This is a genomic window from Formosa haliotis (assembly GCF_001685485.1).
GTDB classification, from domain to species: domain Bacteria; phylum Bacteroidota; class Bacteroidia; order Flavobacteriales; family Flavobacteriaceae; genus Formosa; species Formosa haliotis.
Genome location: NZ_BDEL01000001.1, coordinates 2232499 through 2255600 on the forward strand (window position 1 = coordinate 2232499; position 23102 = coordinate 2255600).

General features: G+C 35.3%; 24 protein-coding genes and 1 pseudogene. 13 read left to right on the plus strand and 12 right to left on the minus strand.

The genetic code is table 11. From position 1 onward, the window contains the following. Positions 1–5: 5 nt before the first annotated feature. Positions 6–1019, plus strand: a complete 1014-nt coding sequence (locus A9D35_RS09130; RefSeq protein ID WP_066221922.1) for an NAD-dependent epimerase/dehydratase family protein — start codon at positions 6–8, stop codon at positions 1017–1019. Between the two features lie 146 nt (positions 1020–1165). Here the strand turns inward: A9D35_RS09130 and A9D35_RS09135 are convergent, their stop codons facing one another. Genes A9D35_RS09135 through A9D35_RS09145 form a run of 3 tightly spaced genes read right to left on the minus strand, consistent with a single transcriptional unit; the run spans position 1166 to position 3714 of the window. Beyond that, on the minus strand, positions 1166–1642 hold the full coding sequence (locus A9D35_RS09135) for a DUF4296 domain-containing protein (protein WP_066221925.1): 477 nt from the start codon (positions 1640–1642) through the stop codon (positions 1166–1168). Further along, the gene (locus A9D35_RS09140) at positions 1639–2985 is read right to left on the minus strand and encodes a dihydroorotase (protein ID WP_066221929.1); all 1347 of its coding nucleotides are present in this window, start codon (positions 2983–2985) and stop codon (positions 1639–1641) included. Before A9D35_RS09140 ends, A9D35_RS09135 begins: the two co-directional genes overlap by 4 nt. A gap of 9 nt (positions 2986–2994) precedes the next feature. Continuing rightward, on the minus strand, positions 2995–3714 hold the full coding sequence (locus tag A9D35_RS09145; RefSeq protein ID WP_066221932.1) for a polyprenol monophosphomannose synthase: 720 nt from the start codon (positions 3712–3714) through the stop codon (positions 2995–2997). A gap of 151 nt (positions 3715–3865) precedes the next feature. Between A9D35_RS09145 and A9D35_RS09150 the strand changes: the two genes are divergently transcribed. Both A9D35_RS09150 and A9D35_RS09155 read left to right on the plus strand, forming a co-directional pair. Continuing rightward, complete coding sequence (locus tag A9D35_RS09150; protein ID WP_235817951.1) at positions 3866–4468, plus strand: DUF4271 domain-containing protein; 603 nt, start codon at positions 3866–3868, stop codon at positions 4466–4468. A gap of 23 nt (positions 4469–4491) precedes the next feature. Then, positions 4492–5241 (plus strand): uroporphyrinogen-III synthase, encoded by a 750-nt coding sequence (locus tag A9D35_RS09155; RefSeq protein WP_066221939.1) that lies wholly within the window; start codon positions 4492–4494, stop codon positions 5239–5241. A gap of 84 nt (positions 5242–5325) precedes the next feature. Here A9D35_RS09155 and pckA read toward each other — a convergent pair whose 3' ends face one another. Next, positions 5326–6942, minus strand: a complete 1617-nt coding sequence (gene pckA / locus A9D35_RS09160) for a phosphoenolpyruvate carboxykinase (ATP) (protein ID WP_066221941.1) — start codon at positions 6940–6942, stop codon at positions 5326–5328. A gap of 105 nt (positions 6943–7047) precedes the next feature. Then, on the minus strand, positions 7048–7440 hold the full coding sequence (locus A9D35_RS09165) for a DUF423 domain-containing protein (RefSeq protein WP_066221943.1): 393 nt from the start codon (positions 7438–7440) through the stop codon (positions 7048–7050). Between the two features lie 101 nt (positions 7441–7541). Here A9D35_RS09165 and A9D35_RS09170 point away from each other — a divergent pair, with 101 nt between their 5' ends. The 3 genes from A9D35_RS09170 to A9D35_RS09180 all read left to right on the plus strand — a co-directional run bounded on the left by A9D35_RS09170 (position 7542) and on the right by A9D35_RS09180 (position 10158). Continuing rightward, the gene (locus A9D35_RS09170) at positions 7542–8906 is read left to right on the plus strand and encodes a saccharopine dehydrogenase family protein (protein WP_066221946.1); all 1365 of its coding nucleotides are present in this window, start codon (positions 7542–7544) and stop codon (positions 8904–8906) included. Between the two features lie 64 nt (positions 8907–8970). Continuing rightward, entirely contained in the window at positions 8971–9441 is a 471-nt protein-coding gene (locus tag A9D35_RS09175) for an Lrp/AsnC ligand binding domain-containing protein (protein WP_066221952.1), read from the plus strand. A gap of 183 nt (positions 9442–9624) precedes the next feature. Then, positions 9625–10158, plus strand: coding sequence for a superoxide dismutase family protein (locus A9D35_RS09180; protein ID WP_066221955.1), 534 nt, complete (start codon positions 9625–9627; stop codon positions 10156–10158). A gap of 76 nt (positions 10159–10234) precedes the next feature. On the opposite strand, the gene A9D35_RS09185 is transcribed toward A9D35_RS09180, so the two are convergent. The 3 genes and pseudogenes from A9D35_RS09185 to A9D35_RS18375 all read right to left on the minus strand — a co-directional run bounded on the left by A9D35_RS09185 (position 10235) and on the right by A9D35_RS18375 (position 15359). After that, on the minus strand, positions 10235–10930 hold the full coding sequence (locus A9D35_RS09185) for a zinc metallopeptidase (protein ID WP_066221959.1): 696 nt from the start codon (positions 10928–10930) through the stop codon (positions 10235–10237). A gap of 81 nt (positions 10931–11011) precedes the next feature. After that, positions 11012–12112: an alanine dehydrogenase gene (ald, locus tag A9D35_RS09190; RefSeq protein ID WP_066221961.1), complete on the minus strand. Its 1101-nt coding sequence runs from the start codon at positions 12110–12112 to the stop codon at positions 11012–11014. Positions 12113–12272: 160 nt separating this feature from the next. Beyond that, positions 12273–15359, minus strand: a pseudogene (locus A9D35_RS18375) (class I tRNA ligase family protein). Between the two features lie 125 nt (positions 15360–15484). Between A9D35_RS18375 and A9D35_RS09215 the strand changes: the two are divergent. The 6 genes from A9D35_RS09215 to A9D35_RS09240 all read left to right on the plus strand — a co-directional run bounded on the left by A9D35_RS09215 (position 15485) and on the right by A9D35_RS09240 (position 19666). Then, positions 15485–16363, plus strand: coding sequence for a cell division protein FtsX (locus A9D35_RS09215; RefSeq protein ID WP_066221972.1), 879 nt, complete (start codon positions 15485–15487; stop codon positions 16361–16363). A gap of 4 nt (positions 16364–16367) precedes the next feature. Beyond that, positions 16368–17012, plus strand: a complete 645-nt coding sequence (locus tag A9D35_RS09220) for a hypothetical protein (RefSeq protein ID WP_141675500.1) — start codon at positions 16368–16370, stop codon at positions 17010–17012. Between the two features lie 80 nt (positions 17013–17092). Further along, complete coding sequence (locus tag A9D35_RS09225; protein WP_066221977.1) at positions 17093–17347, plus strand: DUF3098 domain-containing protein; 255 nt, start codon at positions 17093–17095, stop codon at positions 17345–17347. Further along, on the plus strand, positions 17347–18141 hold the full coding sequence (locus A9D35_RS09230; protein ID WP_066221979.1) for an undecaprenyl-diphosphate phosphatase: 795 nt from the start codon (positions 17347–17349) through the stop codon (positions 18139–18141). Before A9D35_RS09225 ends, A9D35_RS09230 begins: the two co-directional genes overlap by 1 nt. 1 nt (position 18142) lies before the next feature. Continuing rightward, entirely contained in the window at positions 18143–18835 is a 693-nt protein-coding gene (gene truB / locus A9D35_RS09235; protein ID WP_066221982.1) for a tRNA pseudouridine(55) synthase TruB, read from the plus strand. 54 nt (positions 18836–18889) lie between these two features. Continuing rightward, positions 18890–19666, plus strand: a complete 777-nt coding sequence (locus tag A9D35_RS09240; RefSeq protein WP_235817879.1) for an energy transducer TonB — start codon at positions 18890–18892, stop codon at positions 19664–19666. On the opposite strand, the gene A9D35_RS09245 is transcribed toward A9D35_RS09240, so the two are convergent. Beyond that, complete coding sequence (locus tag A9D35_RS09245; protein ID WP_066221988.1) at positions 19663–20283, minus strand: thioredoxin family protein; 621 nt, start codon at positions 20281–20283, stop codon at positions 19663–19665. The genes A9D35_RS09240 and A9D35_RS09245 overlap by 4 nt on opposite strands. A gap of 95 nt (positions 20284–20378) precedes the next feature. Between A9D35_RS09245 and A9D35_RS09250 the strand changes: the two genes are divergently transcribed. Continuing rightward, the gene (locus A9D35_RS09250) at positions 20379–20942 is read left to right on the plus strand and encodes a DNA-3-methyladenine glycosylase I (protein ID WP_066221991.1); all 564 of its coding nucleotides are present in this window, start codon (positions 20379–20381) and stop codon (positions 20940–20942) included. A gap of 103 nt (positions 20943–21045) precedes the next feature. Here A9D35_RS09250 and aat read toward each other — a convergent pair whose 3' ends face one another. The 3 genes from aat to A9D35_RS09265 form a co-directional block, all read right to left on the minus strand. Beyond that, a complete protein-coding gene (gene aat, locus A9D35_RS09255; protein WP_066221993.1) occupies positions 21046–21669 on the minus strand; it encodes a leucyl/phenylalanyl-tRNA--protein transferase in 624 nt (207 codons plus the stop codon). A gap of 100 nt (positions 21670–21769) precedes the next feature. Next, positions 21770–22144: a DUF3127 domain-containing protein gene (locus tag A9D35_RS09260; protein WP_066221996.1), complete on the minus strand. Its 375-nt coding sequence runs from the start codon at positions 22142–22144 to the stop codon at positions 21770–21772. 48 nt (positions 22145–22192) lie between these two features. Then, positions 22193–23065, minus strand: coding sequence for a flavin reductase family protein (locus A9D35_RS09265; RefSeq protein ID WP_066221998.1), 873 nt, complete (start codon positions 23063–23065; stop codon positions 22193–22195). Between the last annotated feature and the right edge of the window lie 37 nt (positions 23066–23102).

Below are 23102 nucleotides of genomic sequence, written 5' to 3' on the forward strand. Positions count from 1 at the left end.
GATTTATGATTTTAGTTACAGGAGGCACAGGTTTGGTTGGATCGCATTTACTATATAAACTGGCGAGCAACAATAAAAAGGTTAGAGCAATATATAGGTCTGAACAAAAACTTGATATTGTAAAGCGCGTGTTTTCGTATTATTCCAATACGCCCGACACCCTTTTTAATACTATAGAATGGGTTAAAGCCGATCTTTTAAACATTCCAGAATTAAACGAAGCATTCAGTGCCATTACACATGTTTATCATTGTGCTGCATTCGTGTCCTTCGAACCAGATAAATATACCTTGCTTAAACGCACTAATATAAAGGGTACTGCTAATATTGTTAATTTATGTTTAACTCATAATATTGAAAAACTCTGTTATGTAAGCTCGATTGCGGCTTTAGGAAAATCGCTTACAAATGCTCCGATTACAGAAGAAACGCATTGGAACCCGGAAGATGACAACAATGTATACGCCATAACAAAATACGGAGCAGAAATGGAAGTTTGGCGAGGCACCCAAGAAGGTTTAGATGCCGTAGTTGTAAACCCCGGCGTAATCTTAGGCGGCGGTATTTGGAGCCACGGTAGTGGTAGTTTATTTAAACGAGTAAATAACCATTTAAAATATTACACCACTGGCGTTACAGGTTTTGTCGATGTTAGAGATGTCGTTAATATTATGGTCGCTTTAATGGATAGCGACATTAAAAACGATGGCTTTATTGTGGTTGCCGAAAACTGGAACTACAAACGTTTTTTACAAACCCTAGCCAAAGCACTCGGCGTTGTTGCCCCTAAAAAAGAAATTAAAAATTGGCAAGCAGAAATAGGCTGGAGGTTAGACTGGTTGCGCAATAAACTTACCGGTAGCAGACGTGTATTAAGTAAACAATTAGCACAAACAATAAATTCTGAATCTATTTATAGTAACGAAAAAATCACCACCGCACTACATTATAAATGGATTGATTTAGAAGATAGCATAAGTAATACAGCACGTCAATTTATGGCCGATAATAGTGAATAGTGAAAGGTTAGTAGTCTTTAGTCTTTAGTCTTTAGAAAATTAGCCATTTGTTTTTCCTCACAGAACTATTAAGCGTTAAATGATTAGTCATTTTTCCAGACAAGTACTTAGTTCAAACCATTAACCTCCATTAACTCCTCAAAAAACTACTCTGCTTTTTCTTTTAAATCGGGGATTAGATCATTCGCATCTTTACCCGCTTCCATGGGTTTTAACTTGGTGCCGCTAATCTGTTCTTTCTTTAGAGAATCGCTAATGCGTTTTTTTTCTCTAAGCTCTTCTTTTTCCTTTTCGAATTTATCCTTAAGCCGTGTTAAACTATCTTCAACTTTTACATATAAAGCCTCAAATTCATCAATATCATACGCATAATATTCATTGCTTTTTGCCAATTGTAAGCTATCAATATTATACTTATCGTAGATATAATTCTGTACCGTTACCCCGTGAGATTCTAAAGCATTCCTATCGATACCTTTACTTGCCGATAACAAGTTGATATCGATAATAATATTTACCATTTCGGCTTTAGGAATCAGGTTTTTCGGTTTTTCTGGTCGCTTTACCTGATGACAAGATGCCGAAATAAGCAAAAGACATAGCCCTAGGATTACTTGCTTCATCGGTTAAAAGTTAAACGTTTTGCAGCTTTTACATTATTAAATTTAAAATTCTGATATACTAACTCTCCATTTAAAAAGGTATGGGTAACACGCGATTTAAATGTTGTGCCTTCAAATGGAGACCACTGGCATTTGTATAAAATATTTTCTTTAGTTACTGTCCATGGGTTGTTTAAATCTACCAAAACTAAATCGGCATAATGCCCCACTTTTATAAACCCTCTTTTTTCAACTTTAAATAAAATTGCAGGATTATGGCACATTTTTTCTACGACCTTTTCTATAGAAATTCTTCCGCGATGATGCATTTCTAACATGGCTGGTAAGGCATGCTGCACTAAAGGTCCGCCCGACGGGGCTTGCGTATATACATTTTGTTTTTCTTCAAGAGTATGTGGTGCATGGTCTGTAGCAACAACATCTATTCTATCATCTAAAAGCGCGTCCCAAAGTTGATCGCGATCTTTTTCGGTTTTAACTGCTGGATTCCATTTAATAAAGGTTCCCTTTTTATCGTAATCCTGATCGGTAAACCATAAATGGTGAATACAAACCTCGGCCGTGATTTTCTTATCCTTTAACGGAATTTTATTCGAAAATAACTTGGTTTCTTTTCCGGTAGATAAGTGAAACACATGTAACCTTGCTCCTGTTTTCTTAGCCAAAGCAATTGCTTTTGATGACGACAAATAACAAGCTTCTTCACTACGAATTTCTGGGTGATATTTAATAGAAATATCATCGCCATACTTCGCTTTATACGTTTCGAAATTTTTTCTTATAGTCCCTTCATCTTCACAATGTACAGCTATTAACATGTTGACTTTAGAAAATATTTCTTCTAAAGTTTTAGGATCGTCAACAAGCATATTTCCTGTAGAAGAACCTAAAAACAATTTTAAAGCTGCAACCGTTTTTACATCGACTTTTAAAATTTCTTCTAAATTATCGTTCGTACCACCAAACATAAACGAGTAATTAGCATACGAGGTCTTTGCTGCAATATCAAATTTCTCTTCTAATTTTTCTATGGTTGTAGTTTGCGGATTTGTATTTGGCATTTCTATAAACGACGTTATACCTCCAGCAATGGCCGCTCTAGATTCGGTTTCTATATTTGCTTTTTCTGTTAATCCAGGTTCTCTAAAATGTACTTGATCGTCTATTACACCAGGTAAAACATACTTACCTTCTGCATCAAAAACTTGTACTTCTGAAGACTTTGCGCTTATAGATTCTCCTACTTCTTTAATAAATTCGCCTTCAATTAAAATATCACCTTCAAAAATTTCCCCTTCATTTACAATCTTGGCATTTTTAATAAGTACTTGTTTTGGTTGCATAATATTGGTTTATTTAAATATACTTTTTATCTTCATTGATATCACTCCAAAAATAGCTTCTGAAATAATTCCGGAACTTAATTTTGATTCACCTTTTGTTCTGTCGGTAAAAATAACAGGAACTTCATTAATTTTAAAGTCTTTTAAATAGGCTTTAAATTTCATTTCTATTTGAAAGGCATAACCTACAAACTTAATTTTATCTAAATTAATAGTTTCTAACACTTTTCGTTTATAACATACAAAACCTGCCGTGGTATCATGAATTTTCATACCGGTAATAACACGTACATATTTTGAGGCCATATAAGACATAAGTACCCTGTTCATAGGCCAATTTACCACATTAACACCAGTTACATATCGCGATCCTATAGACAAATCGGCACCGTCTGCGGCACAAGCATTATATAAGCGTTCTAGATCTGTTGGATTATGAGAAAAATCGGCATCCATTTCAAAAATGTATTCATAATTATGCCTTAAACACCACTTAAAACCATGAATGTACGCTGTTCCTAATCCAGACTTTCCTTGCCTTACTTCTAAAAACAAGCGATCCGGAAATTCGGTTTGAAGTTCTTTGACTTTTAAAGCCGTTAAATCTGGAGAATTATCATCGACTACCAGAATATTGAAGTCCTTCTTTTGCGAAAATACAGCTCTAATTATGGCTTCAATATTTCCAATCTCGTTATATGTAGGGATAATGACTATAGAGTCTCTCACTTAAATGCTATTAATTCTACAAATGTACATTATTTAGTAATTTCTTTTTTTTAAATATTCCTTAATAATTTAATGTGGCTAATATAATTTTAAATAATTTTGACACATGCTTCGAGAAGTAACATATAACGAAATATTTACCATTTTAATTATGGTTGGGCTTATTTGCATAACCATAGCAAAAGCAGCTTTTACGAATAGATTTAACGATTTTTCTGCTATTTTAGGGAATTCAAAATATTTAAATATCTATTCGCGCGATCAAAAATTCTTCGACAAATTCGACGCTTTACTATTTACTAATTTTGTTATATCTACGGCTATTTTCATCTGTATATGTTACAGAGTACTCCATTCAGATCTTCGACTAGACCCCAATAGTATGCTTAAAATAATTTTTAGCATTGGTGTTTTTTTAATTATAAAAGTACTGTTCGAGCGGCTTATTGCAAGCTTGTTTAATATGGACGAAGTCATAGATCATTATATTTTTCAAAAAACAAGTTATACCAATTTTTTTGGCATGCTACTTATTCCCGTGAATGCGCTTTTAATTTATAGTATTACGCCATCAAAACTATTACTTTATTTTATTTTATCTTTTTTACTTATTCTGTTAGTAATTAGCCTCGGAACTTCATTAAAACGTTATCAAAACTTAATAAAATCTAACCTTTTTTATTTTATTTTGTATCTTTGCACACTCGAAATCGCACCTTACGTTATTTTGTACAAATTTGTTACTCTATACTAGGGTCATCTTAATTTAAACTGCTTATGAAAGTGAAAACAATTTTAGTCTCTCAGCCAGAACCTAAAATAGAAAATTCCCCTTATTTTGATCTTCAAGAAAAGCAAAAAGTAAAAATTGATTTCCGTCCTTTTATCCACGTAGAAGGCGTTCCCGCCAAAGAAATTAGACAGCAAAAGGTTGATCTTAACAATTATTCTGCTATTATTTTAACGAGCCGTAACGCGGTAGATCACTTTTTTAGAGTTGCTGAAGAAATGCGCTTTAAAGTTCCAGACACCATGAAATATTTCTGCCAGTCTGAAGCTGTAGCCTACTACCTTCAAAAATATGTGGTTTATAGAAAGCGTAAAATTTATGTTGGTAAACGTACGTTTGCTGAGTTATCGCCTTTAATTAAGAAATATAAAGACGAAAAGTTTTTACTTCCAACAACAGACAAACTAAAACCTGAAGTACCAGAAATTTTAAACGGTTTAGGTATTAACTGGAAAGAAGCTATCTTTTACAAAACGGTAATTAGCGATTTGTCTGATTTAGCCGATGTAAAATACGATATTTTAGTATTTTTTAGCCCTTCTGGAATTGACTCATTATTCCAAAATTTCCCAGATTTTAAGCAAAACGAAACCCGAATTGCTGTATTTGGAAACACAACTATTAAAGCCGTAGAAGAAAAAGGATTACGTGTAGATATTGCTGCACCAACTCCAGAAACTCCTTCTATGACCATGGCATTAGATAAATATATAGAAAAAGCTAACAAAGGAAAATAAATGGTATACTAATACTTTAAAAAGGCGATTCAGAAACTGAATCGCCTTTTTTTGGTTTAATATATTGGTTCACATTTTAGATTGTTAAAATGCATATCGTTGCGGACCGCCTCGTCGAATTTCTTCGTTAGCATAGCCCTCAAACTGCTTAAAGTTTTCTCTAAACGCATTCGATAATTTAAATGCAGTTTTATAATAAGCGTCGTCATTATTCCAAGTTGCTCTCGGACTTAAAACATCTGTAGGTACACCCGGACATTTTCTTGGCTGCGCTACTCCAAACACAGAGTGAATATGATAATCGTCGTAATTATACAACCCTAATTTACCATCTAATACAGCGTTAATCATGGCGCGCGTATATTTCAATTTCATACGCGTTCCGATACCATACGGACCGCCAGTCCATCCTGTATTTACAAGCCAAACATTTACACCAGATTCTTTCATTTTCTTGCTCAACATTTCTGCATATTTAGCAGGATGTAAAGGCATAAATGGTGCTCCAAAACAAGCAGAGAAAGAAGGCACTGGTTCTTTAACCCCCGCTTCTGTTCCGGCCACTTTAGCGGTATAACCAGACATAAAATGATAAGCTGCCTGCGAAGGGGTTAGCTTAGAAATTGGAGGTAGTACTCCAAAAGCATCTGCAGTTAAGAAAAATATATTTTTAGGATTATGTCCTATTGATGGTACCGCAATATTATTTATATGATCTATCGGATAACTTACACGTGTATTTTGAGTAATCGAAGTATCTGCAAAATTAACATGACCATTTTTATCTAAAATCACATTCTCTAAAATTGCACCACGCTTAATAGCATTAAATATGTCTGGCTCGTTTTCTTCGCATAAATTGATCACTTTTGCATAACATCCACCTTCAAAATTAAACACCGTATTTTCACTTGTCCAACCATGCTCATCATCGCCAATTAAACGGCGGTTAGGATCTGCAGATAATGTAGTTTTTCCCGTACCTGAAAGTCCGAAGAAAATTGCAGTATCTTCCTTTTCACCCACATTGGCACTACAATGCATTGGCAAAGTATTTCTAAACACAGGAAGAATAAAATTTAATGCAGAGAATATCCCTTTTTTAATTTCTCCGGTATATCCTGTTCCTCCAATTAGGGCAATTTTTCTAGTAAAATCTAAAATCGCAAAATTATGCTGGCGTGTGCCATCCATAATCGGATCAGCAATAAAGCCTGGTGCATTTACAACAGTCCATTCTGGTGTAAATTCTGCTAATTCTGCTTCTGTAGGCCTTAAAAACATATTATACGCAAACATATTGCTCCAAGGATATTCGTTTATTACACGAATATTTAACTTGTAATTTTCATCGGCACAAGCAAAACAATCTCTAACAAAAACTTCCTTGTTAGATAAGTAATTTACCACCTTATCGTATAAGGCATTAAACTTACTTGATTCGAACGGAATGTTTACATTACTCCACCACACTCGATTTCGAGTTACGTCGTCTTTTACAATAAAACGGTCCATAGGAGAACGTCCAGTGAACTCCCCCGTATTTACTGCCAAGGCACCAGAAGAAGCTTCCACACCTTGTCCTTTTTCAATTGTTAAATCATGTAATTCATCAGAGCTTAATTGATATTGAACGGTTGCATTTTTAATTCCGTATTCCTCCAACGAAATCGATTTCGTAATTTGCGAATAATCTACCATAACCTACGTATTTAATTATACCACAAAAATAAAACATTAATTAAAAACAGAACAGTAAAATTCAATATTTCTCAATTAAAATCAACTAAAATATCAATTCGATATTTATGACGGATTTTTTGTTTTTAAAAATGATAAAATCGCAAATAGCCATCCTAAAATTAAGAGTAGTCCTCCAACCGGAGTTATCAGCGCAATGGTTTTAAAATCGAAACCTGAAAGTGTATTTGTAGCCAATCCATAAATAGACCCTGAAAACAACAATACACCAACTAAAACTAGGTAAAAAATGATGGCCTTAGATTTCTGTGAAACAAAAGATGTCCCTCCTACAAATAACAAAAATAAGGCATGATACATTTGGTAACACACACCCGTTTCGAAGGTTTGCAGAGCATCTACCGAAATTAAGGGCTTTAAACCATGCGCTGCAAAAGCACCAATTATTACACTTAGTAAACCTAAAATTCCGCCTGTAAGCAATATCTTTTTATTCATATAAATTTAATTTTAGAAGATTTCAATCTGCTATTTAGTACTTTTATAAAGACTTAACCCCTTTTTAAGCCTCATTACAAAATTAGTTAACTCAGTTCACTATGCGAAACATTTTAATTATAGGTTCAGGAAAATCGACATCTTATTTAATTTCCTATTTATTAGATAAATCGGATACAGAACATTTGCGCTTAACCATAGCCGATATTGAGTTAACTCACGCCAAAAACTTAATTAAAAATCACCCAAATGCCGACACCTTAAAACTAGATATTTTTGATGAATCAGCACGAAGTCTCGCAATTAAAAAAGCAGATATTGTAATCTCTATGCTTCCTGCTCGATTTCATATAGAAGTTGCAAAAGATTGCTTAAAATACGAAAAACACTTAGTAACCGCCTCTTATATAAGTGAGGAATTACAAGCCTTAAACCCAGAAGTTACCAATAAAGGCTTAGTTTTTATGAATGAAATTGGTGTAGATCCCGGAATAGACCACATGAGTGCTATGCAGGTTATAGATCGTATTCGAGAAAAAGGTGGTAAAATGTTACTTTTTGAATCGTTCACCGGCGGATTAGTAGCTCCGGAGAATGACACCAATTTATGGAATTACAAATTTACCTGGAATCCCAGAAATGTTGTGGTTGCGGGGCAAGGAGGTGTCGCAAAATTTATTCAAGAAGGTTCTTATAAATACATCCCCTATCACCGTTTATTTAGACGCACAGAATTTTTAGAAGTTGATGGTTATGGGCAATTTGAAGTGTACGCTAATCGCGATTCGTTAAAGTACCAAAGTGTTTACGGTTTAGATCACGTAAAAACGCTTTACCGAGGCACGATGAGACGCGTTGGATTTAGCAGAGCTTGGAATATGTTTGTACAATTAGGCATGACCGACGACAGTTACGTTATGGAACATAGCGAGCACTTAAGTTACCGAGATTTTATAAATGCATTTTTACCTTATAGCCCATCAGATTCTGTGGAGTTAAAACTCAGATATCAGTTAAAAATAGATCAAGATGATGTGATTTGGGATAAGCTTTTAGAATTAGATATTTTTAATCCGAATAAAAAAATAAAACTTAAAAATGCCACCCCAGCACAAATTTTACAACATATTTTAATGGATAAATGGACATTAAATCCGTTAGATAAAGATATGATTGTCATGTACCATAAATTTGGCTATGAATTAGATGGCAAAAACCATCAAATAGATGCGACTATGGTAACCCTAGGCAAAGACCAAACCTATACCGCTATGGCTAAAACCGTAGGCCTACCCGTTGCTATTGCAACCCTAGCTATTTTAAATAAAAACATCACAACACCTGGCGTACAACTTCCAATTTCTAAAGAAGTGTATACCCCTATTTTAAAAGAATTAGAAAATTTAGACATTACTTTTAAAGAAAAAGAAGTTCCTTACTTGGGTTACAATCCGTTAAACATATAAAACAATTACTTTCAATCTAAAACAGTTTTATTACTTTTATATTCTATTTTACAATAATAATTTTATGAAAGTTACAAATCAAAATATAGAAATTGATGGTATTGATAAAGAAATCCTTCGTGCCCTTATGCACGATGCTAGAACTCCCATTTTAGAAATAGCGCGACATGTTGGTATTTCGGGAGCAGCAATTCATCAGCGGTTACGGAAATTAGAAAAATCAGGATTAATTTCGGGTTCTAAATTCACGATAAATCCTAAAATTTTAGGGTATACCACCATGGCATTCATTGGTATTTATCTAGACAAAGCCATGAGCAATCCTGAGGCTGTAAAGCAATTACGCAAAATACCTGAAGTTATAGAGTGTCATTACACCACGGGGAATTGGAGTATTTTTATAAAGATTTTATGTCGTGATAACGAACATTTAATGCAACTTTTAAATAAGGACATTCAATCTATTGAAGGCGTTTCAAGAACCGAAACATTTATCTCGCTGCAACAACAAATCGATCGCCAAATTCCAATTTAAGTCCTAACAGCTTTTTTTTGAGTTAATATTGATTGTATTTCCATTAATTTTCATGGTATTATTTTTATAATTTCACTGTAATTAATTAAAAATCAATATTATGACAGTTCAAAAAATAATCTTCATGGTTGTTTGCCTTATTGGTATAACAGCCTGTGAAAATAAAAAAAGAGCACCGACCCCATGTCTCACCCAACGCACACACCCAATATAGAAAGTGTTATTGAAAATGCTGAAAGTGCCAAGGAAGATAATATGGAGAAGACAGATCAAATTAAAGTTATATTAGAAGCCAAAAGTGACAGTAAAGTTTCTGGTGATATCGTATTTACTCAAGTAAACGATACTGTAACTATGGTCGCCGAACTTAAAGGCCTAAATCCTGGAGTTCATGCCATTCATTTACACGAAACTGCAGATTGCTCTGCCCACGATGCTAAATCTTCTGGCGGACATTGGAACCCTTCACAAGCTAAGCATGGAAAATGGGGAGCTACGGACGGCTATCATAGTGGTGATATTGGAAATTTTACTGCCGATGCAAACGGAAATGCCACGATAAATTTTGAAACTACCGAATGGTGTATTTCTTGTACAGACCCTAATAAAACTATTATTGGACGTGGAATTATTATTCACGAAGGTAAAGACGATTTTACCACGCAACCTACAGGGAACGCCGGAAAACGTATAGCCTGCGGTGCTATAAAACACTAAAAGTTATACCTAAATTTTATTCATAAAAAAGGTCGAATGAAACCCATTCGACCTTTTTCTTTATTTTAACTTCGAGTTAATTTCTATTTCCTAATAACTGCATTGCCCAATATAACAATGACGCTAAGGCTCCAATAGCAGCTACTAAATAGGTTCTTGCAGCCCATTTTAACGCATCTTCTGCACCAGCATATTCTTCTGGAGCTAACATATTTTTATTCTTTAACCAAGCCAAAGCACGATTACTAGCATCGTATTCTACCGGTAAAGTAATAAAACTAAAAAGTGTAGCCATAGCCATCATTAACAATCCAACTATAGACACCCAAAAGCCTAATCCGGCACCTGAAGCAGCTCCTAAAACTAAACCACCAATAACTAACCATTGCGACATTTTAGAAGAAATACTTACTACAGGAACTAATTGCGAACGCAAAGTTAACCAACTATAAGCCTGAGCATGTTGAACCGCGTGACCACATTCGTGAGCCGCAACCGCCGCTGCTGCCGCGTTAGCTTGAGCATATACAGGCTCGCTTAAATTAACCGTTTTTGAACGTGGATCGTAATGATCGGATAAATGTCCTGGAGTAGACACCACCTTTACATCCCGAATTCCGTTATCGGCAAGCATTTTTTCTGCAATTTCCTTTCCGGTCATTCCATTTCTTAAATGAACCTTAGAATAGGTTTCAAATTTCGCTTTAAGCTTATTGCTTACTAACCAACTTACTAAAGCTATAGCACCAATTAATATATAATATGTATACATCTATCTTAATTTTAATAGGTTAAATTTACTATATATTATCAAATAATGCGCCAAATTCTAGAAATGAAATTTTGTCAGTATTTATGCATACTTCACATCCCAGCCAAAAGCCTCAGCTATACCTTCGTAAACAATTTCACCAGAAACAATATTTAATCCCTTTTTAAGAGAGGCATCTTCGGCACAAGCTTTTTCCCAGCCTTTATTAGCTATTTTTAAAACATAAGGCAAGGTTACATTGGTTAAAGCCAAAGTAGAAGTATAAGGTACCGCCCCAGGCATATTTGCTACACAATAGTGCACGATATCATCTATAATAAATGTAGGATCTTCGTGAGTAGTTGCCTTTGTAGTTTCCATACAACCGCCTTGATCTACGGCAACATCTACTAATATGGTACCTGGTCGCATTAATTTCAGCATATCTCGGCTAACTAGTTTTGGAGCTTTTCCTCCTTTAATTAATACACCCCCTACAATTAAATCGTGAGTTTGTATGTGTTTTTTAATATTATAAACACTAGAATACTCTGTAACTACATGACTTGGCATTATATCGTTTACATAGCGTAAACGTTTCATATTAACATCCATAACGGTAACATGAGCCCCTAGTCCTGCGGCCATTTTTGCAGCCTGCACGCCCACTACACCAGCACCTAGAATAAGTACTTTTCCAGGAGACACCCCAGGAACACCACCTAATAATATACCACGCCCCTTAATTGGTTTTTCTAAATATTTAGCCCCTTGCTGAATAGCCATTCGACCTGCCACTTCAGACATTGGGGTTAACAATGGCAAGGTTCCATCACTATCTTCCACTGTTTCGTAGGCAATACAAACAGCATTACTTTTAATCATAGCCAATGTTAAAGGCTCGCATGATGCAAAGTGAAAATAAGTAAACACTATCTGATTAGGTTGAATTAAATCGTACTCCGCTTCTATTGGCTCTTTTACTTTTACAATCATCTCGCTAGATGCATATACATCTTGTATGGTTTTTAAAATGATGGCACCAGCTTCCTGATACACTTCATCGAAAAACCCACTACCTTCACCTGCTGTAGATTGAACATAAACGGTGTGACCTAGATTAACTAATTCGTAAACACCTGCTGGCGTCATACCAACACGGCTCTCATTGTTCTTAATTTCTTTTGGAATACCTATCTTCATAACGATAAAATTTTATGAGTCAAATTTCGTGTTTTTTATCGATACCCCATAAAAAATTAGGGGTCACGAATAAATAATTACATATTTACCACATTGACCCCTAAAAAAATATAGGTTATAAATATTGAAGCTAAATTTTACAGCAATTTCATAATTTATTTTAGCCTACTATGTTTATAATTTTACCAGGAACTACAATTACTTTTTTAGGTGTACGACCTTGTAATTGTTCTTGAGTTTTCTCGTGAGCCATCACAATCTTTTCTAACTCATCTTTAGACAACTCTAAAGACAACTCTAAAGTAAATCGTGTTTTTCCGTTAAAAGAAATAGGATACACTTTACTACTTTCTACCAACTGACTCGCATCAAACTCAGGAAAGGAGCTTCAGAAATAGATTCTGAATTTCCTAACTGACTCCATAACTCTTCTGCAATATGCGGCGCATAAGGCGATAACAAAATTAAGAATGGCTCTAATACCGCTTTACTCACACATTTTTGTGCATTAAATTCGTTTACAGCAATCATAAACGTAGACACCGATGTATTAAAGAGAAATTCTCGATATCCTCCTGCACCTTTTTAATGGTTTTATGAAGCGTTTTAAGATTGTCTTTTGTTGGCTCTGCTTCGGTTACGTTTAAACCGTTTTCACCAACATATAATTTCCATAATTTTTTAAGGAAACCGTGTACACCTGTAATTCCAGCCGTATTCCAAGGTTTAGCTTGCTCTAATGGCCCCAAGAACATTTCGTAAAGCCTTAAACTGTCTGCACCATATTCTGCACAAATCTGGTCTGGATTTACGACGTTGTATTTCGACTTCGACATTTTTTCGACTTCTCTAGTAACAATATAAGAACCTTCCTTTTCTGTAATAAAATTAGATGAATTAAATTGCTCTTGCCAATTTTTGAACTTCTCTTCATCTAGTTCGTTTTTTAAACTAACATATTCAACTGGAACATGAGTTTTATAAAAACAAACTTATTAACTAGTGGAACAGATACCACATCAACCTTATCAGCTAAACCTAACTCAACTAAATCTTGAGAGATTTTTGAAAAATAAAGATTGAATACTTCATGCTTAACATTATCACCATCAATGGAGTCTTTTTTTAATTTATTTATCAATTCTTCCGAGAAAAAATCATCCTTTATAAAAAAGTATTTTTCTTTTAATTGACTAAGCGATAACTTTTCCTCTTCGGATAAATTATCCATAGCTCCAAATCCACGTCTTGTTTTAATCTTCCCAAACATACCATCTCCTTCGAAAGTAAAGTTAATTCCGATTCTATTTACAAAAGCACTCTCTCCCAAAATCATTCCTTGGTTAATCAGCTTTTTAAAAGGTTCTTCAATACTTACAAATCCGCGGTCTTTTAAGAATTTTACCCAGAAACGCGAGTATAATAAATGCCCCGTAGCGTGCTCGCTACCACCAATATATAAATCGACACTTTCCCAATACTTAAGTGCTTCTTCGCTTGCAAAAGCCTCTCCGCGATTCGCAGCTTCTTCCATATAACGGAAGAAATACCAAGAGCTTCCTGCCCAACCTGGCATGGTGTTCAACTCTAACGGAAAAACAGTGGTGTTATTTATGTTGTCGTTACTAACAACGGTATTTGATTCTGTACACCAAGCCCAAACATCGGCACGACCTAAAGGCGGCTCTCCGGTTTCGGTTGGTAAATATTTTTCTACTTCTGGTAGGCGGATTGGTAAATGTTCGGTACCAATCATTTGCGGTTTGCCATTCACATAATACACAGGAAATGGCTCTCCCCAATACCGCTGACGACTAAATACAGCATCGCGTAAACGGTAGTTCGTTTTTCCTTCGCCTTGTCCGAGTGCTTCTAATTCTGCAATTACCTTTTTAGTAGCCTCTTTATAAGACAAGCCATTTAAGAAATCGCTGTTTGCAATAACCACATTATCTTTAGAGGCAAACGCTTCTTCAGAAATATCTATACCTTCAAAAATATTCGGGATGTCTATATTAAAATGCTTCGCAAAATCGTAATCACGTTGGTCTCCACAAGGCACCGCCATTACAGCACCTGTTCCGTAACCCGCTAACACATAATCTCCAATCCAAATTGGAATTGGCTCTTTAGTAAACGGATGTTCCGCATAAGCTCCTGTAAACACACCCGAAATGGTTTTTACATCGGCCATACGTTCGCGCTCGCTACGTTTTGCCGTTTTCTCTATATACGCTTCAACTTCTGCTTTTTGAGCATCAGTAGTAATTTTAGCTACTAATTCGTGTTCCGGAGCTAAAGTCATGAAACTCACTCCAAAAATGGTGTCAGGACGTGTTGTAAATACATCTATTTTGTCGTCGTGACCTTTTACATGGAAAATTACCGAAGCACCCACAGATTTCCCAATCCAGTTACGCTGACTTTCTTTCAGCGAATCCGTCCAATCAATATCGTTTAAACCTTGAAGCAAGCGTTCGGCATAGGCAGAAATACGCATACTCCATTGGGTCATTTTTTTTCTAATTACAGGATAACCTCCGCGTTCAGACACACCGTTTACAATCTCGTCGTTTGCTAAAACAGTTCCTAATTCTGGGCACCAGTTTACTTCAGTTTCTGCCAGATAGGTTAAACGGTATTGTAATAAAATGGCTTGTTTTTTTTCTGAAGAAAATCCATTCCAATCTTCGGCTGTAAACGGCTCTATATTATCATCGCATACCGCATTAACAGCTGTATTTCCTTTCGAAGAAAAAATAGCTTCTAAAGTTGAAATATCTTCTGCTTTTGAAGTATCGTTGTTAAACCAAGAATTGAACAACTGAATAAAAATCCACTGGGTCCATTTATAATATTCTGGGTTAGATGTACGCACTTCGCGAGACCAATCGAAAGAAAACCCGATTTGGTCTAATTGACGACGATAAGTTGCAATATTAGTTTCGGTAGTAATAGCAGGATGTTGACCTGTTTGAATGGCATACTGCTCTGCCGGTAAACCAAAACTATCGTAACCTTGTGGGTGCAATACATTAAATCCCTTATGACGTTTGTAACGCGCATAAATATCTGAAGCAATATACCCTAACGGATGCCCCACGTGTAAACCTGCTCCAGACGGATAAGGAAACATATCGAGTACGTAATATTTAGGTTTTTCAGATTGATTTTTAGCTTCAAACGTTTTGTTCTCTGCCCAGTATTTTTGCCATTTGGCCTCTATGTCGTTAAAATGATATTGCATATTGTCTTTTCCGCTTAATAAAGGCGCAAATTTAAGGTTATTATAACAATGTTGAAAGTTTAAACGTTGTTATCCGTAAGGAAATAGATTTCTTTTATATTTTTACAGTCAAATTCAACCCTACTATGAGCTCATCTTTTGAAAGTTATCAAAAACGCCGATTAATATCGTCTTATTTTTCCGTGGTATTGAGTATTGCTTTAGTTCTATTTTTACTTGGTTTACTAGGCATGCTAGTACTAAACACCAAGAAAGTCGCCGATCATTTTAAAGAACAAGTGGTAGTAACCATTTATTTAAAGGATACGGCAAAAGAGGTAGAAATAAAACAACTTGAAAAAAGTTTATCGATGGCCGATTACGTAAAAACGACAGAATATGTGTCGAAAGAGCAGGCTGCCGAATTTATGAAAGCCGAAAACGGAGAGGATTTCATGAATTTCTTGGGCTATAATCCGCTACAAAATTCTATCGATGTGCATTTAAAAGCAGATTATGTTACCTCTGAACATTTAAAAACGATTTCTGATGAAGCCCTTGCTAAAACTTTTGTTGATGAAGTTCGCTACGATAACGATTTGGTGAATTTAATGAACGACAATGTAAAACGTATTAGTTTCTGGATATTAGTTATTAGCGGTGTTTTTACCTTAATCGCCGTATTACTTATAAATAGCTCTATAAGACTTTCGGTATACTCGAAACGTTTTACTATTAAAACCATGCAAATGGTAGGCGCTACCAAACATTTTATTAGAAGACCTTTTGTTTGGAAAAGTGTAAAACTAGGAATTATTGGTGCTATTTTAGCACTCATTGGTATGGCTGTTGTATTTTACTATTTAAACAAAACCTTCCCAGATTTACAATTATTAAACAACCCAATTCTTATTGGAGGTTTATTTGTAACCATCTTTATTTTAGGGATTGTAATAACATGGATTAGCACCTTTATCGCTACCCAACGCTTCCTAAATCTTAAAACCGATCAACTTTATTACTAAAACCATGATGAAATCCATTTGCTTATCACTCCTTTTTTTATGCGTTATTAGCTGCAAAAAAGAAGTAAAGAATTTACCAGAAGATTTCGATTTTGGTGAAGCTAAAAACAATACCTATACCAACGCTTATTTTGGCTTATCGTTTAATTACCCAACAGATTGGTCTTTGCAATCGAAACACGATATTAAAGCCATTACAGATAAAGGTGAAAAATATTTAGCACGCGACAACAAGCAAATGAAGTCTATTTTAAAGGCTGCACAAATTAATACAGCCTATTTGTTTTCGCTTTTTAAATACCCGATTAAAGAAGCTAATGGCTATAATGCATCGCTTAGCGTTATTGCCGAAAATATTACCGGAAACCCAGCCATAGTTCGAGGACGCGATTATTTATTTAATTCTAAAGAGTTACTTAAACAAACCCCTGCAGGTTTCCAATTTGAAGGCGGATTCGACACTCAAACCTTAGGAGGTAGAACTTTTGATGTGATGCGAGCCAAAGCTAATTTTGGAGGTTACGCAGTAAACCAAGATTTCTTTTGTATTGTAAGACACGGATTCAGTCTATCTTTTATTTTATCGTACACCAATGAAGAGGAAAAAGCGGTGTTATATAAAATTATAGACTCTATTGAATTAGAGTAATTTTAAGTCTCTTTTAAAAGATTCTTTTTAAATAAAACCGTTACTTTGCACAGCCTTACTGGAAAAGTATTTTAACTATTATGGGAGAACAAAAACAAAAAAACGCAACTAAAAACGAGTTTATATTCGGAAAGAAAAACTATAAATTCATGTTAATCGGACTTGGAATTATTGCTTTAGGCTTTATTTTAATGGCCGGTGGCGGTAGTGACGACCCCAATGTATTTAGTCCAGATATTTTTAGTTTCAGAAGAATTCGCTTGGCCCCAACGCTAGTCCTAATTGGTTTCGGAATTCAGATTTACGCTATACTTTTAAATCCGAATAAAAAATAATGGAAACTATTGATGCGATTGTTCTTGGTATTATTCAAGGACTTACAGAGTTTTTACCCGTATCTTCTAGCGGACATTTAGAAATAGGTAAAGCCATTCTTGGCGATCATTCTGTGCCAGAAGAAAGTTTATTATTTACTGTCGTACTTCACTTTGCAACAGCTTTAAGTACTATGGTAATTTTTAGAAAAGACATATTAAGCCTTTTAAAAGGAGCTTTAAAATTTGAATGGAACGACGATTTAAAGTTTGTTGCTAAAATTGCGCTTTCCATGATTCCTGCTGTTTTTATTGGATTATTTTTTGAAGAGCAATTAGAAGCACTATTTGGCGGAAATCTCTTGTTAGTAGGTGCCATGTTACTTGTTACTGCCATCCTACTTTTTCTTGCCGATAAAGCTAAAAACACAGGAAAACCTGTTAGTTTTAAAGATGCATTTATTATTGGTATTTCGCAAGCTATAGCCATGTTACCAGGAATTTCGCGCTCTGGAGCTACAATCTCTACCTCGGTTTTATTAGGAAACGACAAAACTAAAGCTGCACGGTTTTCATTTTTAATGGTTGTACCCTTAATCTTCGGAAAAATTGCCAAAGATATCTTAGGCGGCGAATTAAACCTTGAAAGCACCAACATTACAGCACTTTCTGCTGGTTTTATTGCGGCGTTTATCTGTGGACTTTTTGCTTGTACCTGGATGATTGCCTTAGTTAAGAAAAGCAAATTATCGTATTTTGCTATCTATTGTGCTATTGTAGGCCTTATTGCTATTAGTTATTCCGTTTTAAATTAATATGAAAACAGCTGAAGATTATTTAAACGGTCAAGTATTATTAATAGACAAGCCGCTAAACTGGACTTCGTTTCAAGCGGTTAACAAATTGCGTTGGGAAATAAGAAACGCCTTCAACATAAAAAAAATTAAAGTTGGCCACGCTGGCACACTCGACCCCCTAGCAACAGGTTTATTAGTGATTTGTACAGGTAAAATGACCAAACAAATCGATACCTTTCAAGGTCAGATTAAAGAATATACGGGTACTATTGTTTTAGGTGGCACAACGCCGTCTTACGACTTAGAAACCGACATAGACCAAACCTTTCCAACAGACCATATTACACCAGAATTAATTCACGAAACCACGACTCAATTTATTGGTGATATAGAGCAATATCCACCGGTATTTTCTGCTATAAAGAAAGAAGGAAAACGTCTTTACGAATATGCTAGAGCCGGAGAGGACGTTGAAATTAAACCCAGAAAAATTCATATTGCAGCGTTCGACATTACTAATATTTCTGGCACCAATATTGATTTTAGAGTGGTGTGCAGTAAAGGAACTTATATCCGTTCTTTAGCTCATGATTTCGGAAAAGCGTTACAGTCTGGGAGCCACTTATCGGTATTAAGACGTACTAAAATTGGCGATTTTAATGTAGCTAATGCCTTAACTCCAGAAGCGTTTATCGCACAATTAAAAGACTAAACGTTTAGAAATTGCGTATATTAGTTTAGACTTTATCCCAAAAACTACAAGCTCTTGAAATTGATCGACAGACATAAAGCCGCTTTATTAACAGCTCTTATTGCCGGAATTGTTATCCTTACGGTGTTTAATATGCACCTAACACGTCGAGATGCCCAAATTTCGGAAACCTATTACGAGATGGAACCTGAACCAGATCCTAAAGATCAAAAATTGCTTGCCGAACAAACCCAACAGCCAAAACCGGAAACCAACAAAGCATTTAACGAAACACAAAATACAAAACGCTTTGCAAAAGCGTACAACCCTATTGCGCCTCCAAAAGATTACGAAAATTCTAGATTAACAGAAACCGATGCCATTACAGAAACGGAGACAGAAGTAGAAGACACGAACTCTGAAGCAGAGAACAATAGCTTGGACGCCGACGAATTGTCGTCTTTTAATAATGTAAATAGTATTTTAAAAGCACGCACACAAAAGAAAAGCAAATCTAACGCTTCTAACGGCAACAATTCTACCGATAAAATTGCCATGAATGCATCTACTAATAAAAACAGTAGTATGCATTATTCTTTGGTAGACAGAACACATGTGTACTTACCAACACCTATTTACCTGTGCCAGGCTAGTGGTAAAATCATAATTAATATTACAGTAAATGCGGCTGGCGATGTTACAGATACTTATGTTAATAACGCATCTACATCAAAAAACGAGTGCTTAATTGACAGTGCCCTAGAGTACGCCAAAAAAGCACGTTTTAGTTCGGATGCCTCGAAAGCCTCCCAAATAGGTTCGATTACCTTTTATTTTGAAGGCAAAAATTAAGCACCTAATAAAGTCACTAAATCTTCTATAGTACTTTGCCCTTTATCTTTATTATACCACGCTTGTAAAGATTCCTTAAACTCGGGTGTTAACACACCATGAGCGGCTTTAAAATCTACAACCAATTGTGTCGCTATTTGTGGTCTTGGTCCGAAAGTATTTACAACGTCACCACTTGTATTATCGATCATGATTAACTTCGGAATTGATTTTCCTCCATTAGTTAAAAACATATTCATAAGATCTTCATTCTCATCGCGAAGTACCACTTTAAAATCGATATTGTCGTTTAATTCGGCCACTTTATTAATAACAGGAAGAATATGTGCAGCATCACCACACCAACTTTCTGCTAGCACTAACCAAGTAATATCGCCTTTAAAATTTTCAATACTAGTTTTATCGGCTTCAGAAACTTTTAAGGTCTTATCCCAACGTTTCATTCTACTCTCATTTAGTTTAGTATATGCAAAAAAGGCTTCCGTTTGCTCGTTTCCTGTTGTTCCGCCTGTAGCCGCCAAGGTTTTAACCAAGTCACGAAATGCCTGATAAGTCATTCCTTTATCTATACTTTCTAAAATTGTAGTATTTGTAATATTAGGTTGTAAAGTATTCATGTGTCGTTATATTTTCGCTTGCAAATTTACTACTATTCCCTAGTTAATTGGGTAACAGTTGTTACATTAGTAGTATTAAACTTAAAACCTTACAAATGGAAAAACATAGATGCGGATGGTGCCATGGCGATGATTTATATGAAGCTTATCATGATAAAGAATGGGGAGTTCCTGTTAGAGATGACGCCACTTTATTTGAATTTCTAATTCTTGAAACTTTTCAAGCAGGGTTAAGCTGGATTACCATTTTAAGAAAACGAGAGAATTTTAGAGTTGCTTTTGATAATTTCGATTATAAAAAAATTGCAAACTACACTCAAAAGAAGCTCGATACTTTAGCTCAAGACGCTGGAATAATTCGCAATAAACTCAAAATAAAAGCAACTGTTAGTAATGCGCAAGCCTTTATAAAGATTCAAGAAGAATTTGGAAGTTTTAGTAATTATATTTGGGATTTTGTTGACGGAACTCCTATAAAAAACGCCGTAAAACATTATAAAGAAGCACCTGCAAACACAGCTTTAAGTGATGCCATAAGTAAAGATTTAAAAAAACGAGGCTTTAAATTTGTCGGTTCTACAGTAATATACGCCCACATGCAAGCTACCGGAATGATTAACGATCATGAAGTGAATTGCTTTAGATATAATGAAGTTTAGAATTTCCTTTGATAAAAAAATATTTCAAGTCAATTTTTAACCTAAGAGTTTAAAACCCACCCAGTTTATGAGATACTGCCGAATACACACCCCAATACAATAATTACAAATATTTTAGGTAGTCTGCTCTCGGAATAGCTCTGGCGCCAAGACTTTCAAGATGATGTGTATGTACTTGGCAGTCTATAACTTTATAATCTGTATGCTGAACAAAGGTTATAAAAGCGGCTTTACTGGCATTACTTACTTTAGAAAACATGCTTTCTCCACAAAACACATCGTTACCCAAATCGAGGCCATAAAAACCACCTACCAACTCGTCATCTTGCCACACTTCTACAGATTTCGCAAACCCCATGTCGTGAAGTTCTATATAGGCTTCGGTCATGTTATTGGTAATCCAAGTTCCAGTTTGCCCGTTGCGTTTTATTTTAGAACAGGCTTCAATTACTTCAGGAAACGCTTGATTAACGGTTACGGTAAAATTACATTTTCGAAGTACCTGTCGCATACTTTTTGAAATTTTCAACTCGTTTGGAAACAAAACAAACCTCGGGTCTGGAGACCACCATAAAATCGCATTATCATCTTCAAACCACGGAAAAATGCCACGTTTATAGGCCAGCAAAAGCCGATCTGTAGATAAATCTCCTCCCACAGCTATAAGTCCCTCACTTGTTGCTTCAGAAATATCTGGAAATTCTATTTTATCTCTTAAAAATTTCATTCAACTAATTTAAAAAAAGAATCAATACAAAAGCAAAAAACCCCAATATCGTAAGATATTGAGGTTAATCACACTTTGAATTAGTCATAGTATACCTTTACTAGAAAGGTAAGTCGTCGTGATCGTCTTGATTTAAACTAGACGCTGGCTCAAAAGCATCTGTAGGCGGAACTGGAGGAACTGCTCCAGAAGTTGCATCTTGCAATGCTTCAATTCTCCATCCTTGAACAGAGTTAAAATACTTAGTCTCTCCTTGTGGATTAACCCATTCTCTACCTCTTAAATTGATACTCACTTTTACATTTTGCCCCACATTATAGCTGTTTAGTAAATCGCATTTATCTTGAACGAATTCTACTAATATGTGTTGTGGATATTGTTCTTCTGTAGTTACAACTAGCTCTCTTTTTCTAAACCCATTACTACCAAAAGTTTGGGTATCTCCTACCATTTTAATTTTCCCTTGTACTTCCATTACATTTAATTTTCTATTATAAAAACTCTCTTTATATTCTTTTATTATCTAAGACAACAAAACTTTCCAGGCACTATCTACATCGCCATAGCTTAAAAATTTATGTGCCAATTTATGTTTTTCTCTTAAGGTATTTACATTTTTTATACTTGGGTAACGCTCACCTCGGTCTTCAACAAAAGCTTTTACGTCTTCTGCCGAGGGCAACACCTCTACATTCCCCAACATACCTAAATCATTCCCAGTTAAAATCATACTGTTTCTAACCTCTTCCGGCAAACTATCTACCCCTATTCCTAGTGTAGACAAAGGTTTCGGAATTTCAAAGAAACCTGTTTTAACACGAGAATAATAATTGCCTCCTGCTCGGGCAACCACATCTAACCGTTCCTGATTTATGGTGTTGTCTTCATTTAAAATCTCTTTTGCCAAATGAATTTTCACAACCTCGCAAATCACCAAATTCCCGGCTCCACCCTGGTCTCCAAGTTTTATAATGTCGTTTACTTTACACTCAAACTGCACCGGCGCTTCGCCTACTCGACATGGTTTTACCAAGTCTGATTCTAACATGGTTAAACCCGCCTTATCAAACTCATTTACACCTTTAGCATATTCAGTACTACTTAAAGACATCTGATATACTATGTCGTAATTTACAACATTAATTACAACCTCCTTTGTTGCTTCCACATTAAGTAACGTATGTTTAACCGAATTATCTCGCACACGTCTAGCAGGTGAAAACACTAAAATTGGAGGATTAGCACTAAAGACATTAAAAAAACTAAAAGGTGATAAATTTTGATTTCCTTCGGCATCAACCGTACTAGCAAAAGCGATTGGCCTTGGAGCGATTGCACTTACCAAATACCCATGTAATTTAGCTATTGTTAGTTCCTTAGGCTCGAATGAAATCATTATCCCTTTAAAATTTTTGACAAAGGTAACTATTCTA

What these genes read in the sequence shown, in the direction of transcription:
- A9D35_RS09130 (WP_066221922.1), top strand. Translation starts at nt 6, where the DNA reads ATGATTTTAGTTACAGGAGGCACAGGTTTGGTTGGATCGCATTTACTA.
- A9D35_RS09135 (WP_066221925.1), bottom strand. Translation starts at nt 1,642, where the DNA reads ATGAAGCAAGTAATCCTAGGGCTATGTCTTTTGCTTATTTCGGCATCT.
- A9D35_RS09140 (WP_066221929.1), bottom strand. Translation starts at nt 2,985, where the DNA reads ATGCAACCAAAACAAGTACTTATTAAAAATGCCAAGATTGTAAATGAA.
- A9D35_RS09150 (WP_235817951.1), top strand. Translation starts at nt 3,866, where the DNA reads ATGGTTGGGCTTATTTGCATAACCATAGCAAAAGCAGCTTTTACGAAT.
- A9D35_RS09155 (WP_066221939.1), top strand. Translation starts at nt 4,492, where the DNA reads ATGAAAGTGAAAACAATTTTAGTCTCTCAGCCAGAACCTAAAATAGAA.
- pckA (WP_066221941.1), bottom strand. Translation starts at nt 6,942, where the DNA reads ATGGTAGATTATTCGCAAATTACGAAATCGATTTCGTTGGAGGAATAC.
- A9D35_RS09165 (WP_066221943.1), bottom strand. Translation starts at nt 7,440, where the DNA reads ATGAATAAAAAGATATTGCTTACAGGCGGAATTTTAGGTTTACTAAGT.
- A9D35_RS09170 (WP_066221946.1), top strand. Translation starts at nt 7,542, where the DNA reads ATGCGAAACATTTTAATTATAGGTTCAGGAAAATCGACATCTTATTTA.
- A9D35_RS09175 (WP_066221952.1), top strand. Translation starts at nt 8,971, where the DNA reads ATGAAAGTTACAAATCAAAATATAGAAATTGATGGTATTGATAAAGAA.
- A9D35_RS09180 (WP_066221955.1), top strand. Translation starts at nt 9,625, where the DNA reads ATGTCTCACCCAACGCACACACCCAATATAGAAAGTGTTATTGAAAAT.
- A9D35_RS09185 (WP_066221959.1), bottom strand. Translation starts at nt 10,930, where the DNA reads ATGTATACATATTATATATTAATTGGTGCTATAGCTTTAGTAAGTTGG.
- ald (WP_066221961.1), bottom strand. Translation starts at nt 12,112, where the DNA reads ATGAAGATAGGTATTCCAAAAGAAATTAAGAACAATGAGAGCCGTGTT.
- A9D35_RS09215 (WP_066221972.1), top strand. Translation starts at nt 15,485, where the DNA reads ATGAGCTCATCTTTTGAAAGTTATCAAAAACGCCGATTAATATCGTCT.
- A9D35_RS09220 (WP_141675500.1), top strand. Translation starts at nt 16,368, where the DNA reads ATGATGAAATCCATTTGCTTATCACTCCTTTTTTTATGCGTTATTAGC.
- A9D35_RS09225 (WP_066221977.1), top strand. Translation starts at nt 17,093, where the DNA reads ATGGGAGAACAAAAACAAAAAAACGCAACTAAAAACGAGTTTATATTC.
- A9D35_RS09230 (WP_066221979.1), top strand. Translation starts at nt 17,347, where the DNA reads ATGGAAACTATTGATGCGATTGTTCTTGGTATTATTCAAGGACTTACA.
- truB (WP_066221982.1), top strand. Translation starts at nt 18,143, where the DNA reads ATGAAAACAGCTGAAGATTATTTAAACGGTCAAGTATTATTAATAGAC.
- A9D35_RS09245 (WP_066221988.1), bottom strand. Translation starts at nt 20,283, where the DNA reads ATGAATACTTTACAACCTAATATTACAAATACTACAATTTTAGAAAGT.
- A9D35_RS09250 (WP_066221991.1), top strand. Translation starts at nt 20,379, where the DNA reads ATGGAAAAACATAGATGCGGATGGTGCCATGGCGATGATTTATATGAA.
- aat (WP_066221993.1), bottom strand. Translation starts at nt 21,669, where the DNA reads ATGAAATTTTTAAGAGATAAAATAGAATTTCCAGATATTTCTGAAGCA.
- A9D35_RS09260 (WP_066221996.1), bottom strand. Translation starts at nt 22,144, where the DNA reads ATGGAAGTACAAGGGAAAATTAAAATGGTAGGAGATACCCAAACTTTT.
- A9D35_RS09265 (WP_066221998.1), bottom strand. Translation starts at nt 23,065, where the DNA reads ATGATTTCATTCGAGCCTAAGGAACTAACAATAGCTAAATTACATGGG.